Genomic DNA, 15,600 nt, shown 5'->3' with positions numbered 1-15,600 from the left:
GTTTGCTGCCTGAGCCGTCGCGAACGGAGTGAGGGGCGTGTCGAAGGCTGGTTTTTTGCGGTGGTGTGCGGGTGTCTTCGACTCGGGTTCCTTCGTCGCCCGGCTCAGACGGCGGTTTGGAGCGGATGCCGGTGTCTTCGACTCGGGTTCCTTCGTCGCACGGCTCAGACGGCGGGGTTGGGCTCAGACGGCGAGGTTGGGCTCGGGCGGCGGGGTTGGGGTCAGCGGCGGTACTGGTCCAGGTTCTGGCCGAGCTCGGCGAACAGTTCCTGGTTGAGGCGGAAGGCGTGGCGAACCTCGTCGACCACGCGAAGACGATCCTCGGCGGACAGCTCGGCGCCGATGGCGTCCAACTTCTGCCGGTAGACGTCCTTGTACGGCTTGTTCTTGCCGATTTCGGCGAAGTCGTAGAACATCAGGCCTTCGCCGCCAAGGTCGAAGCTGCGGTCCAGCAGCTTGCCGACGGCCTGCCCGCCCGACAGGTCACCGAGGTAGCGGGTGTAGTGGTGCGCCAGGTAGAGGCCGCCCCAGGAGGCCGACGACGCGATGGCGGCGGCGTAGGCGACTGCGGCGATCGAGTCGGTCTCGTGGGTCTCTCCGGGAGCCCAGTAATCCAGGTCGGCATCGATGGCGGCGAGCCGCTCCAGACCGGGGTCGAGCACCGGTGCGGCGATGGAATCGCCGGTCAGTTCGCGGCCGAGGGTTTCCAGAGTGGCGTAGACGGGACGCAGGGCGCGCAGGTAGGCGACGTAACCGGCCTCGTTCACGCGGCCGCCGAGTAGCTCGTCCATGAACTCCGAGTGCTCAGCCTCGTCGTGCTCGACAGCCGAACCCTGCTTCATAGCTACCGACAGCGTCGCCTCGGCGAGGTCGGCAGGCTCCAGGGGGGTGGTCGTCATGTTTCTTGCTCCTCGGGTAGTGCGCGTCGATGCGGTGCATCGTCGACTGCCAGATTAACCCGGCAAAGACCAAGACGTCGCCGGTACCCCTCGGCACCGGCGACGCCTTCGCATGGAATTCAGTCAGCGAGAGTGGCGCGGTCCGTCCGGTGGGAAACCGCCGGGCCCCGGATTCGGGGTCGGTAGATCGCCGGGCGTCGGCGCGGTCGGTGCGGCAGCGGCCGGAACACCACGGGTGGTCAGCAGGTCGCGGATCTCGGTCAGCAGACCGACCTCGGTCTCGGCGGCCTCTTCTTCCGAAGACGCACCGCGACGCAGCGCAGCGAGCTCATTGAGCTTGTTGTACGGGACGATGATCAGGAAGTAGACCACCGCGGCGACGATCAGGAAGTTGATCGCAGCAGCGATCACGGCGCCGAAGTCCAGCGTGGTCGCCGGCACCGAGTCGCGGAGCTGGTAGGTCAGGCCACAGACTTGGACGGCCGCTTCCTGGGTCGCGCCGTCGCCGGTCGCCATGGTCTGACCACAGCCGTCTCCGGTCGGAATGGCGGCCAGCAGCGGGCCGATGATGTAGTCGGTGAATGCGGTGACGATCGCTGTGAAGGCGGCGCCGATGATGACGGCGGTGGCCAACTCGACGACGTTGCCGCGCAGGATGAATTCCTTGAATCCCTTGAGCACGGGCTGAGTTTACCTCAGTGAAGTACCAGGGTCAGTGCATTCGCCAGGCCCGACGCCGCGACGCGGCGGGCAGGTTCTTCGCGCACGGCCAGCAGCACGGGCGACGCGCCGCCCGTGTCGGCGGGACCGGCTCCCGTTCGGGTCGGGGCGGCGGGAACGGCGACCACTGTGTCGGCGGCCAGCACGCGCCCCTGCTCGTCGATCACGTCGACCACATCGCCGGCGCGCAGCAGACCGGCCACCGCCGGATCGGCGGGACGTACCGGCACCAGCCGGGCCGTCGGCTGACCGGTCAGTGCCTCGGGCAGCCGCGACGACAGCAAGCGCGACGGTGTTAATGCCTCGCCGGCTCCTACCGCGCTTGTCAGGCGGCTACCCACCACAGTGTGCGGGTCGTTGAGCAGTCCCGACAGATCGGTGCGGGCGGGTAGTCGTGTCAGCCGCACATCGGCGTCGGTCAGCACGGCCCCGGGTCGCAGATCGTGTGCGGCGACCACCACTAGGTCGTAGCGCTGCGCCTCGCGCCCGGCAAGCAGCAGGATCGCCGCGGTGGCCAGCAGCGCCACCGCCAGGGCCCGTCGGATGGTGGTTGTGCGCAACCGGCCCTGGCCAGGCAGGCGTTCGCGCAGAGCGGCCGGTTGCAGCGCGGCGAGATTCATGGGGCGACCGTACGACCGCCCGAGCCGACGGGGGTGGGTCAATTCACAGAGTTTGCGCGACGGTGCAGTATTTCCACATGATGGTGCATATGGAATCGCGCCTTCTCCGCAGTCGATTCAAGGGCTGGATCGCCCGTGACATCAGCGGTGGCCTGCTGCTGATGACGGCGGCTGTCGTCGCGCTGATCTGGGCCAATTCGCCGTGGCGGGAGAGTTATCAGTCGCTGCTTGCGATCGAGGTGGGGCCGTCGGCGCTGCACCTGAACCTGTCCCTAGCGCAATGGGCCGCCGACGGACTGCTGGCGATCTTCTTCTTCGTGGTGGGGATGGAGCTCAAGCACGAGTTCGTCGCCGGAAGTCTGCGTAATCCGCGCCGCGCCGGGGTGCCGGTCGCCGCAGCCGTCGGCGGGATGGCGGTGCCGGCGCTCGTCTACCTGGTGATCGTCGGTACCGGTGCGCCGGACGCCTTGCACGGCTGGGCCATCCCGTCGGCGACCGACATCGCCTTCGCCCTGGCGGTACTCGCTATCTTCGGCCGCGGTCTGCCGATCGCGCTGCGGGTGTTCTTGATGACTCTGGCCGTGGTGGACGATCTGCTCGCCATCGTCGTGATCGCCACCGTCTACACCGAGTCCATCGACCTGCCGATGCTGGCGGTCGGGCTGGTCGTCATCGCCGTGTTCGGGGTGCTGGTGCGCCGTACGACGGTCCGGTGGTGGCTGCTCCTGCCGATCGCGCTGGTGGCGTGGGTCTTCGTCCACGCTTCCGGTGTGCACGCCACGGTGGCCGGGGTGCTCCTGGGCTTCACCGTCCCCGCGGTGGCGATGCACCGTGAGATCCTGCCGCGGACCATCACCGGCAGCCGGGCGCTGACGCCGTGGTCGTCGGGGCTGGCGCTGCCGCTGTTCGCGTTCGCCGCGGCCGGGGTCACCGTCGTCGGGGTCGGTAACCTGGTGGAGCCGGTCAGTATCGGCGTCTTCGTCGGCCTGGTGGCCGGGAAGGTGGTCGGCGTCCTCGGGACCACTTGGCTGGTCACCCGACTCACGCCGCTGCGGCTACCCGACGCCATCGGTCTGCGCGACCTGCTGCCGGTGGGCTTCCTGTGCGGCATCGGGTTCACCGTCGCTCTGCTGATCGCCGAGCTGTCGTTCACCGGCCCGGGGGCACAGACGCACACCGCGGCGGCCAAGGTCGGCATTCTGGCCGGTTCGCTGGCAGCGGCCCTGCTCGGCGGCGTGCTGCTGCGGTGGAACGCCAAGCACCCACGACTGCCTGACATGAACCGCGACGGCGTCCCCGATCGGGACACCCGGCTGATCGAATGAGGCCGTCACGCCGACGCCTGCGCTGGCACTCGGAATGAGTGAGTGCCAAGAGCGGTTACACTGATCGACAGTCATTCGGATTCCGGAGGAAACAGTGCCCACTTACAGCTACGCGTGCACCGACTGCGACAACAAGTTCGACATCCAGCAGTCGTTCTCCGACGATGCCCTGACCACGTGCCCCGAGTGCTCGGGCAAGCTGCGCAAACTCTTCAACTCCGTCGGCGTGGTGTTCAAGGGCAGCGGCTTCTACCGCACCGACTCCCGCAAGGGTTCGGTCGCCTCCGGCGAGAGCAAGAGCGGCGCGGACTCCTCGAGCAAGAGTGACAGCTCCTCGACGTCTGGTGCGTCTTCGTCCGGGTCGTCGAAGTCGTCGACGTCGGCGGCCGCCGCGTCCTGAGCAGAGTCCCGTCCGGTGACTTATGTGTCGTCCCGGACCGGTTCGAAGCCGCCGGAGGGCGTGAGAATCCACTGCACGCGGACGTCGGTCGGCTCTTCGGGGAGATCGTGGTCGACCACCTCGCCGTCGTGCACGACGGCGACCACCTGCCCGGGGATGCCCTCCAGAGTGCGGTCGTAGTAGCCGGCGCCGCGTCCGAGTCGGACGCCGCGGCGATCGACCGCCACCGCGGGCACCAGGATCAGCGCGGCTTGCACCAGAGTGTCCGGGTCGAGCCGGATTCCCTGGGGCTCCAGCAGATTCCAGCGCCCCTCTTCCAGTGAGCGCTCGCCGCAGTAGACGCCCCACTGCAGTCGCTGCGGCGGCCCCTCGGGGACGATCGGCAGCAGCACCCGCACGCCGCGGTCCACCAGGGCGTCGAGCATCGCCGTGCCGCCGGGCTCGCGCCGGGTGGCCACGTACGCGGCCACCGTGTCGCCCTCGCCGATCTCGACGGGCAGCGAGTACATCCACACCGCCAGCTCGCCGATCGCCTGCGACAGGATGAACGGGCTCATCGCGTCGCGCGCGGCGAGCAGCCGGGCCCGCAGCTGGGCCTTGTCGGTCGTCCGGGGGTCGTCGGTCATCTCGTGCACCCTTCGTTCGCCGGCCGCGGCGGCGTACAGGTTTCCGCCAGGACTCGCGTCCGATCTTGCCAGCATCGCTCAGTAAGGTGGCCTCATGTCGCAGTCGAAGATCCCGCGCACAGCGGTGGTGCCCGCGGCCGGACTGGGAACGCGGTTCCTGCCGGCGACCAAGACGGTCCCCAAAGAATTGCTTCCCGTCGTCGATACCCCGGGTATCGAGCTCGTGGCGGAGGAAGCCAAGTCGGCGGGAGCCGAACGCTTGCTGGTGATCACCTCACCGGGTAAGGACGGCGTCGTCGCCCACTTCGTCGAAGACCTGGTGCTCGAGCACACACTCTCCTCGCGCGGCAAGGAGGCCATGCTGGCGAAGGTGCGCAACGCGCCGTCGCTGCTGGAGGTGGCGTCGGTGATCCAGGACAAGCCGCTGGGGCTGGGCCATGCGATCGGATGCGTGGAGGCCGACCTCGACGACGATGAGGACGCCATCGCCGTCCTGCTGCCCGACGACCTGGTCCTGCCCGGCGGCGTGCTCAGCAAGATGGCCGCCGCCCGCGCCCGGTACGGCGGCAGCGTGCTCTGCGCCATCGAGGTCGGCGACGACTCGATCAGCGCCTACGGCGTCTTCGAGGTCGACGACGCCGATCCCGACGACCCGAGCGTCAAGCGGGTCAAGGGCATGGTGGAGAAGCCGTCGGTCGCCGACGCACCGAGCAACCTGGCCGCCGCGGGCCGCTACATCCTGGACCGGCGGATCTTCGATGCGCTGCGGGAGATCACGCCCGGCGCCGGCGGTGAACTGCAGGTGACCGATGCGATCGCGCTGCTGATCGAGCAGGGCGAACCGGTGCACGTGGTGGTCCACCACGGCACGCGGCACGACCTGGGCAACCCGGGCGGATACCTCAAGGCGGCCGTCGACTTCGCCCTCGACCGCGACGACTACGGCCCGGAACTCCGCAACTGGCTGCAGTGGCGCCTGTCGCAATAGCTGCCGCGCGCCTGCCAGCCCGCGCGGCATGGCTTGACTAACCTCGTCTCCAGCACGTGGCAGACGCCGGGTTCCCGGCGGTGAGGAGAGAACATGCGCTCGGTGCAGGACCAGTTGAGCCTGGTGGCCGCCTCCGTGGTGGCCCCGCGACCGGTCCAGGTGGCCATCTCCGAAGCGCAGGGGCTGCTGTGCGCGGAGGAAGTGGTCACCGCGGCGCCGCTGCCTGGATTCGATCAGGTGGCCGTGGACGGCTACGCGGTGCGCGCGGTGGACGTGGCCCTGGCGGGCACCATCGCCCCCGACGACCTCGACGAGATCGACTCGGGCGGAATCGAAGTGAGCCGCCCCGACGGCAGCGACGACCTGGTGGTGCATCTGCCGGTGGTCGGGGAGGTGGCCGCCGGCTCGCGCACCCCGGTCCGGCTGCAGCCGGGTCAGGCGCTGCGCGTGCAGACCGGCGCCCCGATGCCCACGCTCGCCGACGCAGTGGTCCCGCTGCGCTGGACCGACGGCGGCGACCAGCGCGTCATGATCGGGCACGGCGTGGACAGCGGTGATTACGTCCGGCGGCTCGGTGACGACGTGATGCCCGGTGACGTCGCGGTCCGCGAGGGCGCGGTGATCGGCCCGGCGCAGGTGGGCCTGCTGGCGGCCGTCGGCCGTTCCCGGGTCCTGGTGCATCCGCGGCCGCGCGTGGCGGTGATCGCCGTCGGCGACGAACTGGTCGACATCGATCGAGAGCCCGGCCCCGGTCAGGTCTACGACGTCAACAGCTACGCGCTGGCAGCCGCGGCCCGCGACGCCGGTGCCGATGTGCACCGCGTCGGCGTCGCCGTGCGGGACAAAGAGCGACTGCGCGAGGTGGTCGAAGCGCAGGTGATCCGCTCGGAGATCGTGGTGATCTGCGGCTCGGTGGGCGGCGAGGTGTCCCGCGAGGTCACCGAAGCCCTGGCGGACCTGGGGGATCTGGAGATCGATCGGATCGCCATGCATCCCGGCTCGGTGCAGGGCTTCGGCCGGCTCGGCCGCGACGAGATCCCCACCTTCTGGCTGCCCGCGAACCCGGTGAGCGCACTGGTCACCTTCGAGGTGATGGTGCGGCCGCTGATCCGGATCGCGCTCGGGAAGCGTCAGCCCATGCGGCGCACCGTCACCGCGCGCACCATCGGTCCGATCGCCTCGGTGACCGGTCGAACCGGATACCTGCGCGGCCAGCTGATGCGCGACGAGCGTTCGGGCGACTACCTCGTCCAGGTGATCGGCGAATCACCCACGGGCACTTCGCATCTACTCGCTGAGCTGGCAGAGGCGAACTGCCTCATCGTCGTCGACGAGGACGTCGAAGAACTGGAGACCGGGGACAGGGTCGAAGTTATGTTCCTGGCGCAGCGCGGCTGACTCTAGACTCCCCTCATGCTGAGATGGTTGGTCGACTCCCCGCACCATCCGGGCTGGCCGGCGACCCTCGGGCCGCTGCGGGTCGCCGCGGGTGTGGTGACGTTGCGGCCCATCCGGATGCGTGACGGCAAGGAGTGGAGCCGACTGCGCATCAGCAATCAGAACCAGCTGCTGCCGTGGGAGCCGACCGGCATCGGCTCCTGGGAACGACGTCATCAGAGCAGCACGTGGGGGCCGTTGTATTCGGTGCTCAAAGCCGAGGCCAAGCGCGGGAACGTGCTCCCGTTCGTGATCGAGGTGGACGGCCGCTACGCCGGTCAGCTCACCGTCGGCAACATCCAGCGCGGTGCGGTCCGCAGCGCCTGGATCGGGTACTGGGTGGACCACGGGGTCAGCGGCAAAGGAGTGGCGACAGCGGCGGCGGCGCTCGGCGTCGACCACTGCTTCGGCCCGGTGGGGCTGCACCGCCTCGAAGCCACGGTGCAGCCGGGCAACGGTGCCTCCCAGGCGGTGCTCACCCACGTCGGATTCCGGGAAGAAGGCCTGCTCAAGCGCTACATGGACGTCAACGGCCGCTGGCGCGACCACCTGCTGATGGGCCTCACCGTCGAAGAGGTGGTCGACACCGCCGTCGACACCTTGATCCGCAACGGCCGCGCACAAGCGGTCTGAGACCGGTCAGTCTGTGCGTCTGCGCAGAGTGGCGGCGCCGAGAGCGAGTGCGGCGACGGTGAATCCGGCGAGAATCGCGATGTCGCGCCAGAGCAGCCCGGTGGGCTGGGATTGGTCGCGGAGCTGTTCGAGGGCCTGCACCGCGAACGTCAGCGGCATCACGTCGGACAGGTACTGCATCCAGGTCGGCAGATCCGCGCGGGGCACGAACAGCCCGCACACGAACAACTGCGGAAAGACGATCGCGGGCATGAATTGCATGGCCTGGAACTCGGTCTGCGCGAAGGCGCTGCACAGCAGCCCCAGCGCGACGCCCAGGACGCCGATCAGGACGCAGACCCCGATCACGGCCCCGCGCGACCCGGCGACGGTGAGACCGAACGGACCGAAGGCCAGCCCGCACGCGATCGCCGCCTGGACGGCAGCGAACAGCGCGAAGGCGACGGTGTAGCCGCCCATCAGCGCACCCTTGCTGATCGGCGTGGACAGAATGCGCTCCAGGGTGCCCGTACTGCGCTCGCGGAGCATGGCGATCGACGTCACCAGGAACATGGCGACGAAGGGGAGAATCCCCAGAATCGCAGTGGCCACGCGATCGAACGGGGCCGGCTGCCCCGGCACACGCGGGACCTCCGAGAACATGTAGTACAGCAGCGTCAGCAGGACCGCCGGGATGGCCAGCAGCATCACCACCGTGCGCGGATCGGCGCGCAGTTGTTGCAGGACGCGCAGCGTAGTGGCGCCGGTGGTGCCGAGTGGTGAGGTGGCCAGGGTCATGGTGTGGCCTCCGTGCCGGTGATCAGGTCCAGGAAAGCGGCGTCCAGGCTGGTCTGCCCTGTGCGCGAACGCATCTCGGCCGCGGTGGTGGTGGCCAGCAGGGTGCCTTCGCGCAGCAGAATCAGGCTGTCGCAGTGGTCGGCCTCGTCGAGCACGTGGCTGGAGACCAGCAGGGTGGTGCCGTCGTCGGCGAGCCGGCGGAAGCGGCGCCACAGGTCCGCACGCAGTACCGGGTCGAGTCCGACGGTGGGTTCGTCCAGGATCAGCAGTTCGGGCCGACCGACCAGTGCGCTGGCGATGGAGACGCGCCGCACCTGGCCGCCGGAGAGGTCCTTGACGCGCTGGTGTGCCACCTCGCCGAGGTCGACGGCCGCCAGCGCTTCGGCGACGTCGCCGGTGGCGCCGGTCAGCCGCGCGAAGTAGGTGACGTTCTCGCGGACGGTCAAATCGCGGTAGACCGACGCCGACTGGGTCACGTAACCCACCCGCGACCGCAGTGCGGCGGTGCCGGCGGGCTCGCCGAGTACCGTCACCGTGCCCCGCACGTTCTTCTGCGAGCCGACCACGGCCCGCATCAGCGTCGACTTCCCACAGCCGGACGGTCCCAGCAGGCCGGTGATGGACCCGCGCGCGACGTCGGCGTCCACGTCGTTCAAGGCGAGACGGCGACCGCGCTGGACGGTCACTCCTCGGCAGACGACGGCGTCGGGCTCCATCTCTCCACGGTAGCGGCTGAGAATTCGCTGGGTGCGCGGCGCGCCTGAGGCGCCGCGACCGCGCCGGGACTTAGTTTTGACAGTGGTCGAGTGTCAGTGTGCCGGAGAGAAAGTGGAGGTCCCATCGTGAATTCGTCAGTGTTGTGGATCTTCCTGATCGTGGCGTGGCTGTTCATCCTGCTGCCGATGGTGCTGCGCGGCCGACCGGAGGTCCGCAAGACCACCGAGGCCGCGGCCAACACCCGACTGCTGCACCGGGGAGGCGAGCGGGCCGCAGTGCGCCGTCGCGCCGCCGGTCGCCATCCGAGCAATCCCGACTACGTGCGCAAACGCGCTCGTACCGAGGCCGCCCTGCAGCGGCCCGTCATCGAGGAGACCGCCGTGGAACCGACCGCCGTGCCAGCCGACGCCGCCGAGGACCCCACCGAGGTGACCGATGTGATCGAGGCAGTCGACGCCGACGACATCATCGATGCGGAGGCCGTCGACCTCGACGATGACTTCGAGGGTGAGGACGCCGAAGCAGAAGCCGACCTCGAGGAACCCGACCTCGAGGAACCCGACGAAGAACTCGAGGGTGAGGCCGACGACGACCTCGATGCCGATGACGAGGCCGACGAGCACGAGGTCGATGAGCTCGATGACGAGGTCGACGATCTAGACGAGCTCGAGGAGTCCAAGCCGGCCGCGCCGAAGGCCCGCGAGCTGCGCGGGCGGGCGTTCACCCCGGACGCCATCGCCGAGCGCGACGCGCGCCGGTACCGCGAACGCCAGCGGATGGTCGCCGGTCTGACCGTGGCAACGCTGCTCGCGGTCGTCAGCTGCTTCTACTGGCAGCCCTACGGATTTCTGGCCACCGCGGTGATGGTGGTCCTGTCCGGGCTGTACCTGTTCTTCCTGCGGCGCACCGCGATCGCCGAACAGCAGCACCGCGCCCAGCGCGCGGCCCGCCTGCGCCGCCATGCCGTCGAAGACGATCGTCTGCGCCGCGAGCAGGAGGAAGCCGTTCCGGTGCGGCCGGGGGCGCCCGCACGGCGCCGTCCGGGCGGCATGATCGTCCTGGAACTCGATGATGAGGATCCAGCCTTCGACCACCTGCCGACCTACGATTTCGGCTACGCGGCAGGAGCTGAGCCCGTTGACTCCGAGTACCGGCACGCCGTCTAAGGTAGGGGCATGAGCGCAACGACTGGCGACTGGTACTACAACGTCACCACCGGTGAGGTGACCAAGGGCAAGGTCGCGCACGCCCTCGACAGGATGGGCCCGTACCCGGACGAGGCGTCGGCCCGGCGTGCCCTCGAGATCGCCGCTGAGCGCAACGCCGCGGCCGATGCCGAGGACGAAGACTAGAACCCGCCCCGGGTTCTTACGCTTCGATCGCCTCGCGGTGGTCGATGATCCATCGGCGGCTGGCCTCCACGGCCCGGCACAGCGCTATGCGCTCCCCAAGGTAGGTGGCCGGTGCGCCGACCAGCGGCAGCCACGTCAGGTGCCCGATCAATGAGGGCGACGTCGGCCGTGCGCCGAGAGCCTTCTCCACGTTCCGCAGGCCGGTGCCGATGTCCCACAGTCCTTTCGCCACCGCCTTGGCCAGTTCGGTGCCGGATTGCGGAAACTTCCGGGGCTCGGTGTGGCGGGCGTCGGCGCCGGACACCTCCCGGTCGAAGATGACCGCACCCAGCATCGCGATCTGGTCGTCGCGGTCGACGACGCCGTACTCGCGGCCGACCGCCATCACCATCAGCGCCTGACTGGCCGCGCCCAGGAATGCGCCGACCGGCAGCGCCTTGGCCCAAGGGCCGAACATGCCGGGGAAGGCCACGGCCACCGTGTTGAGTGCGCCGATCCGGCTCACCCACCAGTCCGCCCGTTCGTTCATGCTCAGCTTCTCCCAGCCGGCGGTACCCGGCCAGTCCGCGACGTTCATGGCGGTGGCGGTCAGATCACCCAGCGACGTCGGGATCAGTTCCCACCAGCTGCGCCCGAAGGTCCGCGGCTTCAGATCGAAGGGATCGGTGTGCGCCAGAATGTCGAGGATCGGGTCGGAGATCGCGGCCGTGCGGTCCAGAATCGCGGCGATCTGTGCATCGGTGATACCCATGGCGTCGACGCTACAGCCCCGCGCCCGGGCCACAGCGGACGCGGCCCGGAAGCGCTGTTACACTGGTCTCCGGTTCACCGACGGTGACACCCGGGGCTATGGCGCAGTTGGTAGCGCGACTCGTTCGCATCGAGTAGGTCGGGAGTTCGATTCTCCCTAGCTCCACCGAGAACCCGCAGGTCGACGATCTGCGGGTTTCTTGCTGTTCGGAGCTGCTTCGACCTCTCCGTCGGCGGCGGCCTTGAGGCCGTCGGCGCGGCTGAGGGCGACGAAGGCGATGCCGGCGAGGACGACGAGCCCGATCATGGCTCCCGAGGCGGCCATGAGGCCGTTGCGGTAGATCCACGGTTCGCCTGGACCGCCGGAGGCGACCAGTTCGCCGGTGGCGCCGGGGAGGGTCGTGGTGATGACGGCGGTCAGCGTCGCGGCGTAGGCGGCGACGAACACTGCCTCGGAGCCGATGCGGAACAGGTTGATGACGCCCGACGCGGCTCCGGCACGTTCGGCGGGCACCGCGGCCAGCGCTTCGGCGTCGACGAATCCGAGTGGCAGCCCGAAGCCCAGGCCGAGCAGGATCATCGGAGCGATGCCGAGCGCGATCGGCAGGTCTGGTCGCAGCAACAGGAACACGCCGATGCCGCCCACGATCAGGCACGCGAACGAAGCGGCGACGACGGCGGTCGGGGTGACCCGGCCGCGGTCCATGACGCGATGGACGGCAACAGGGGCGATGAGCACGGGGATCGTCATCGCGAGCATGAGGGCGCCGATGATCCCGGCGGTGAGGCCGTGGATCGCGCCGAGCGCGCTGGGCAGATAGGTCAGGAACGTGACGAAGCCGATCGCCCCGGCCACCGGCACGAGCGTCATGGCGACGAACTTCGGGGCCTTCAAAGCGGAAAAGTCCAGAATCTCTCGCAGCGAGGTTCCGGCCCGGCCGAACTGGGGCAGGCGTGCAGTCCCGACCAGGGCAACGAGCAGCACGATCGCGTGTGCAGCGAAGATGCCCCGCCATCCCCAAACGGATAGAAGCAGTCCCGACAAGGCTGGTCCCGCGGCGAGGCCGAGGCCGTTGATCATGCCGAACAGCGCGAAAGCCTGAGCCTTGGCCTTGCCGGTGAACAGGTGGCTGAGGATCGGAGCCGCGCCCGTGAGCACCGCGGCCGACCCGATCCCGGCGATGACCCGACCCGCGTCGAGTACGCCGATGCTGGGCGCGAACGCGCTGACGATGGCCCCGGTCGCAGCGATGGCGATGCCGATGCGGAACGAGCGTGTGTAGCCGATCCGGTCGGAGAAGACACCCCAGACGATCGTGCAGATCGCGAAGGAGACGTTGAAGCCGTTGACCACCCACTGCAACGGCGTCGGACTCGAGCCCAGATCGCCAGCGATCGCGGGGAGCGCGACGGCGGTACCGGAGATGGACAACGGAATGACGAACTGGGCGAGCAGGATCACCGCCAGCAGCGGTCTGGTGCGGGACATGGACACTCCTTGGTTCGATACAAGGCTAAGGTTCGATTAAAGGCGAACCTAGCGTTGCAGGTGTGTGAGGTACGATGCAAGTCGAACCTTGGAGTGCTGCGCGGAGATGGAGGGCGGCGATGGCGGGCGAAGCCGATTGTCTCGAGCCGGACGAGATCGAGCTCGGTGCGGTGCTGTCGGCACTGGCCGATCCGCATCGCCGGCGAGTCATCCGTGACTTGGTCAACGACGCGGACGGGAGCGAGCGCTCCTGCACGAGTTTCGGTCTGGAGCTGTCGAAGTCCACGCGCAGCCATCACTTCAAAGTGCTGCGCGAGGCCGGGCTGGTACACCAGGTGGATCGAGGCAACCGCAGCGAAGTCACTCTGCGCCGGCGCGACCTCGACGCACGTTTCCCGGGACTGCTCGACCTCATCGGCCGTGACGGCACCTGACCCCAAGGGAGAGGAGAGTCCATGGCACGTCGGCTGACACCCGAAGTACGACGCTCCGAGATCCTTCGGCGCACCCGCGAGATGATCGCGACGCAGGGCGCCGAGGGGCTCAGCTTGCGGTCGGTGGCGCGGTGGTGCGGGATGAGTGCGCCCGGACTGCTGCACCACTTCTCCAGCTTGCAGGTGCTCCTCGAGGAGGTGCTCGCCGCGCGCGATGCCGAAGAGCTGGCCGCCTTCGAGGCGGCGATGCCTGCCGATGCGACACTGCGACAGTGGACTGACACCGTCGTCCGCGTGTCGATGACCCGAGCGGCTGAGAACCGCAACTTCGACGCTCTAGAGACGCGGGCGCTCGCCGATCCGGAGCACCCCGCGCACGACTACTTCGCGCGCCGGTACGGGCTGCGGCCGTTCCCGGCGACGGTAGCGCTGGCCGAACGCGACTATCCGCGGAATCCGGCGGCGGTGGTGGAACTGCTCGGCACCGTCGTCGACGGTCTGCGACTGCGATGGCTGCGCTCCGACGAAGTGCCGGACTACGCGGCCGATTGGGAGCGTATCCGCGACACGCTGTTCGCCGGATTCGAGCAGTACCGCTGACCGGGCAGGCCTAAGACGCCGAATAGTGCTGGGCGCCACCGGTACCGTGGCCCGGGTGAGCTTTCTGCGCAGGATGGCGTCGACGTGGCGGGGGCGGGCCATTCTGGTCGGGACCGTACTGGTGGTCGTACTGCTGGTGTCCGGACTGGTCTCCGCGGTCCGCGAGGCGCAGGACCGGGATTCGGCGCCGTCCTCGGAGATCTCTCCCGTCACCGACCTGCTGCCCTCGCTCGCGCGCCGACCGGTCATGCGGTGGACCGTTCCGGAGGGAGCCGGCACTCGGGCGCCGGTCGGCGGTGATGTCGAGCGAGTGCTCTACTCCTCGGCGGCGGAACCCGGCGACGGCAGGCTGGAGGTCCTGCGCGCAGACACCGGTGAACACCTGCGCACGATCAGCCTCGACGGCCCCGCCGAGGGACTGACCTGTCTGGTTCGGGGTGCCGCCGCTGCGTGCGGCAGTGAGGCCGGTGTGGCCTTCGTGGATCTGGCCGCCGGCGCGATGACCGGGCGTGTGGCCACCCCGGGAGCGGTCTCCGGTTATCCGGTGGGCGAAGGTTTCCTGCTTTGGTCGGCGGAGTCCGCCCCGGCCCTGTATCGGCCCGATGGCAGCGTGAAATGGCGGGCCCAGGGCACGGAGTTCGTCGCGTCGCCGGGAGCCGCGGTGGTGTACGTCCTCGATCGGGGCGACGGCGACGGCGACGACGGCGTCGGCCGGGTGCTCGCCGCCGACGACGGACGTGAGCTGGTGCAGATCGCCGTCAAAAAGGGGCAGCCTGTCCGATTCCAGGCGTACCCGGGAGGGTTCGCACTGGAACGGCCCGGCCAGCAGATCCGGTTCTTCGACGCCGGAGGCGAAGCGCTGCCCGGCGCGGTGTCGGCGGAGGGCGGGCAGCGCCTCGCCGCGGCCCCCGGAGGCGGGGGGCCGGCGCCGCCGATTCCCGTGATCCTGGAGAAGCGCCGAGACGGTGTCACCGTGGTCGGGGTGGATCCGACGCAGAAGCGAAACCTGTGGAAGCGCGAGGTAGCCCAGACTGATGCGGACGCGGTGCGGATTTCCGGGGTGGGTACTCAGGTGGTGGTGGACGACGGCGCCGGCCGTTGCTTCGCTTTCGCGGCGGCCTCCGGCGACGGCGGTGCGATCGGCTGCGAAAGCGTCCTGGGCGCCGACTCCGAGCGAGTGGCGACCGTGGGAGTCGCCGCCTGGCAACCCGGTGCGGCCCAACCACTCTGGACGCAGGAACTGGCCGACGCCAAGGCCTTCGGCGGTGGCTTGTACGGCGCCGCCGGACGACTGCTCTGAACCCACCAAAACACTCACGCCGCCTGCCCATTGGGCGGCGGCGTGAGTCTCCTCCGACTGGGGTGGGGGCTGAAATCAGCCGCCGAAGCCGAAGGTGATGGCGATGTGCAGCAGGTCGCCGCCGAAGACGGTGAAGTCGTTGAAGAACTGAGTCAGAGCCGGGAACATGAGTTGTCCTCTCATCGGTGGGTTCACATCGGTTGATGTGCCAAAAGCGTTACACGGCAACCGATTTCCGTCACTCCGAAGCAGCTCGGATCACACGATGAGGAGGGGGTGGTGCCCGGCACATCGTTGCTTGCGTGAACTCGCATGGAAGCCTCTGCCGCTACTTATGCGTGGCCCGCCGCGCAGAATCCGCGAGCACGAAACAGCGGTGTCATGCGCCGTTCACCTTCGTGCCCTGGCGTTCATTCTTCGGCTCCGAAACCGAGCCTCGACGACAGGTCGAGGTTCAGTCCCTGTGCAACGCGGCCCAGGCATGGCTCACCGCCCCGGCGCCTGTTTGGTGTCGGGGTGGTGAGCGGAGTTGA

18 protein-coding genes and 1 tRNA gene are annotated in these 15,600 nt (G+C 69.0%); 11 read left to right on the top strand and 8 right to left on the bottom strand.

Annotation, left to right across the window (positions count from 1 at the left end):
* Window positions 1-221: 221 nt before the first annotated feature.
* The 3 genes from ABD732_RS18180 to ABD732_RS18170 all read right to left on the bottom strand — a co-directional run bounded on the left by ABD732_RS18180 (window position 222) and on the right by ABD732_RS18170 (window position 2,239).
* Window positions 222-899: a biliverdin-producing heme oxygenase gene (locus ABD732_RS18180; RefSeq protein WP_344786150.1), complete on the bottom strand. Its 678-nt coding sequence runs from the start codon at window positions 897-899 to the stop codon at window positions 222-224.
* A 123-nt stretch (window positions 900-1,022) separates the two neighbouring features.
* Window positions 1,023-1,580, bottom strand: coding sequence for a large conductance mechanosensitive channel protein MscL (gene mscL / locus ABD732_RS18175; protein ID WP_344786148.1), 558 nt, complete (start codon window positions 1,578-1,580; stop codon window positions 1,023-1,025).
* Between the two features lie 14 nt (window positions 1,581-1,594).
* Complete coding sequence (locus tag ABD732_RS18170) at window positions 1,595-2,239, bottom strand: SAF domain-containing protein (protein ID WP_344786146.1); 645 nt, start codon at window positions 2,237-2,239, stop codon at window positions 1,595-1,597.
* A gap of 89 nt (window positions 2,240-2,328) precedes the next feature.
* Here ABD732_RS18170 and nhaA point away from each other — a divergent pair, with 89 nt between their 5' ends.
* The gene (gene nhaA, locus ABD732_RS18165; RefSeq protein ID WP_344786144.1) at window positions 2,329-3,564 is read left to right on the top strand and encodes a Na+/H+ antiporter NhaA; all 1,236 of its coding nucleotides are present in this window, start codon (window positions 2,329-2,331) and stop codon (window positions 3,562-3,564) included.
* A gap of 94 nt (window positions 3,565-3,658) precedes the next feature.
* Window positions 3,659-3,964 (top strand): FmdB family zinc ribbon protein, encoded by a 306-nt coding sequence (locus tag ABD732_RS18160; protein WP_344786142.1) that lies wholly within the window; start codon window positions 3,659-3,661, stop codon window positions 3,962-3,964.
* Window positions 3,965-3,984: 20 nt separating this feature from the next.
* On the opposite strand, the gene ABD732_RS18155 is transcribed toward ABD732_RS18160, so the two are convergent.
* Window positions 3,985-4,590 (bottom strand): 5-formyltetrahydrofolate cyclo-ligase, encoded by a 606-nt coding sequence (locus ABD732_RS18155; protein ID WP_344786140.1) that lies wholly within the window; start codon window positions 4,588-4,590, stop codon window positions 3,985-3,987.
* A 94-nt stretch (window positions 4,591-4,684) separates the two neighbouring features.
* Between ABD732_RS18155 and ABD732_RS18150 the strand changes: the two genes are divergently transcribed.
* From ABD732_RS18150 to ABD732_RS18140, 3 genes are all read left to right on the top strand, one after another.
* Window positions 4,685-5,578 (top strand): UTP--glucose-1-phosphate uridylyltransferase, encoded by an 894-nt coding sequence (locus ABD732_RS18150; protein ID WP_344786138.1) that lies wholly within the window; start codon window positions 4,685-4,687, stop codon window positions 5,576-5,578.
* A 93-nt stretch (window positions 5,579-5,671) separates the two neighbouring features.
* Window positions 5,672-6,976, top strand: coding sequence for a molybdotransferase-like divisome protein Glp (gene glp, locus ABD732_RS18145; protein WP_344786136.1), 1,305 nt, complete (start codon window positions 5,672-5,674; stop codon window positions 6,974-6,976).
* A 15-nt stretch (window positions 6,977-6,991) separates the two neighbouring features.
* On the top strand, window positions 6,992-7,648 hold the full coding sequence (locus tag ABD732_RS18140) for a GNAT family N-acetyltransferase (protein ID WP_344786134.1): 657 nt from the start codon (window positions 6,992-6,994) through the stop codon (window positions 7,646-7,648).
* Between the two features lie 6 nt (window positions 7,649-7,654).
* On the opposite strand, the gene ABD732_RS18135 is transcribed toward ABD732_RS18140, so the two are convergent.
* The gene (locus tag ABD732_RS18135; protein WP_344786131.1) at window positions 7,655-8,425 is read right to left on the bottom strand and encodes an ABC transporter permease; all 771 of its coding nucleotides are present in this window, start codon (window positions 8,423-8,425) and stop codon (window positions 7,655-7,657) included.
* Window positions 8,422-9,141: an ABC transporter ATP-binding protein gene (locus ABD732_RS18130; RefSeq protein ID WP_344786128.1), complete on the bottom strand. Its 720-nt coding sequence runs from the start codon at window positions 9,139-9,141 to the stop codon at window positions 8,422-8,424. Before ABD732_RS18130 ends, ABD732_RS18135 begins: the two co-directional genes overlap by 4 nt.
* Window positions 9,142-9,267: 126 nt before the next feature.
* On the opposite strand from ABD732_RS18130, the gene sepX reads away from it, so the two are divergent.
* On the top strand, window positions 9,268-10,308 hold the full coding sequence (sepX, locus tag ABD732_RS18125; RefSeq protein WP_344786126.1) for a divisome protein SepX/GlpR: 1,041 nt from the start codon (window positions 9,268-9,270) through the stop codon (window positions 10,306-10,308).
* Window positions 10,309-10,317: 9 nt separating this feature from the next.
* Window positions 10,318-10,494, top strand: coding sequence for a hypothetical protein (locus ABD732_RS18120; RefSeq protein ID WP_344786124.1), 177 nt, complete (start codon window positions 10,318-10,320; stop codon window positions 10,492-10,494).
* Window positions 10,495-10,510: 16 nt separating this feature from the next.
* Here ABD732_RS18120 and ABD732_RS18115 read toward each other — a convergent pair whose 3' ends face one another.
* Window positions 10,511-11,245, bottom strand: a complete 735-nt coding sequence (locus ABD732_RS18115; RefSeq protein WP_344786122.1) for a hypothetical protein — start codon at window positions 11,243-11,245, stop codon at window positions 10,511-10,513.
* 92 nt (window positions 11,246-11,337) lie between these two features.
* Between ABD732_RS18115 and ABD732_RS18110 the strand changes: the two genes are divergently transcribed.
* Window positions 11,338-11,410 (top strand) — tRNA-Ala (locus tag ABD732_RS18110).
* Here ABD732_RS18110 and ABD732_RS18105 read toward each other — a convergent pair.
* Complete coding sequence (locus ABD732_RS18105) at window positions 11,402-12,706, bottom strand: MFS transporter (protein WP_344786120.1); 1,305 nt, start codon at window positions 12,704-12,706, stop codon at window positions 11,402-11,404. The genes ABD732_RS18110 and ABD732_RS18105 overlap by 9 nt on opposite strands.
* Before the next feature lie 146 nt (window positions 12,707-12,852).
* Between ABD732_RS18105 and ABD732_RS18100 the strand changes: the two genes are divergently transcribed.
* Genes ABD732_RS18100 through ABD732_RS18090 form a run of 3 tightly spaced genes read left to right on the top strand, consistent with a single transcriptional unit; the run spans window position 12,853 to window position 15,067 of the window.
* Window positions 12,853-13,167 (top strand): ArsR/SmtB family transcription factor, encoded by a 315-nt coding sequence (locus ABD732_RS18100; protein ID WP_344786118.1) that lies wholly within the window; start codon window positions 12,853-12,855, stop codon window positions 13,165-13,167.
* Window positions 13,168-13,188: 21 nt separating this feature from the next.
* Window positions 13,189-13,767 (top strand): TetR family transcriptional regulator, encoded by a 579-nt coding sequence (locus tag ABD732_RS18095; protein ID WP_344786116.1) that lies wholly within the window; start codon window positions 13,189-13,191, stop codon window positions 13,765-13,767.
* Window positions 13,768-13,822: 55 nt separating this feature from the next.
* Window positions 13,823-15,067: a hypothetical protein gene (locus ABD732_RS18090; RefSeq protein ID WP_344786114.1), complete on the top strand. Its 1,245-nt coding sequence runs from the start codon at window positions 13,823-13,825 to the stop codon at window positions 15,065-15,067.
* The last annotated feature ends 533 nt before the right edge of the window (window positions 15,068-15,600 follow it).

Origin of the sequence: Gordonia caeni, from assembly GCF_039537105.1 — a bacterium.
Classification (GTDB): Bacteria; Actinomycetota; Actinomycetes; order Mycobacteriales; family Mycobacteriaceae; genus Gordonia; species Gordonia caeni.
This window is presented reverse-complemented; position numbering and strand designations above follow the sequence as displayed.

Coding starts and splice junctions, on each gene's coding strand:
- ABD732_RS18180 (WP_344786150.1), bottom strand. CDS start 899: ATGACGACCACCCCCCTGGAGCCTGCCGACCTCGCCGAGGCGACGCTG.
- ABD732_RS18170 (WP_344786146.1), bottom strand. CDS start 2,239: ATGAATCTCGCCGCGCTGCAACCGGCCGCTCTGCGCGAACGCCTGCCT.
- nhaA (WP_344786144.1), top strand. CDS start 2,329: ATGGAATCGCGCCTTCTCCGCAGTCGATTCAAGGGCTGGATCGCCCGT.
- ABD732_RS18155 (WP_344786140.1), bottom strand. CDS start 4,590: ATGACCGACGACCCCCGGACGACCGACAAGGCCCAGCTGCGGGCCCGG.
- ABD732_RS18150 (WP_344786138.1), top strand. CDS start 4,685: ATGTCGCAGTCGAAGATCCCGCGCACAGCGGTGGTGCCCGCGGCCGGA.
- glp (WP_344786136.1), top strand. CDS start 5,672: ATGCGCTCGGTGCAGGACCAGTTGAGCCTGGTGGCCGCCTCCGTGGTG.
- ABD732_RS18140 (WP_344786134.1), top strand. CDS start 6,992: ATGCTGAGATGGTTGGTCGACTCCCCGCACCATCCGGGCTGGCCGGCG.
- ABD732_RS18135 (WP_344786131.1), bottom strand. CDS start 8,425: ATGACCCTGGCCACCTCACCACTCGGCACCACCGGCGCCACTACGCTG.
- ABD732_RS18130 (WP_344786128.1), bottom strand. CDS start 9,141: ATGGAGCCCGACGCCGTCGTCTGCCGAGGAGTGACCGTCCAGCGCGGT.
- ABD732_RS18120 (WP_344786124.1), top strand. CDS start 10,318: ATGAGCGCAACGACTGGCGACTGGTACTACAACGTCACCACCGGTGAG.
- ABD732_RS18115 (WP_344786122.1), bottom strand. CDS start 11,245: ATGGGTATCACCGATGCACAGATCGCCGCGATTCTGGACCGCACGGCC.
- ABD732_RS18100 (WP_344786118.1), top strand. CDS start 12,853: ATGGCGGGCGAAGCCGATTGTCTCGAGCCGGACGAGATCGAGCTCGGT.
- ABD732_RS18095 (WP_344786116.1), top strand. CDS start 13,189: ATGGCACGTCGGCTGACACCCGAAGTACGACGCTCCGAGATCCTTCGG.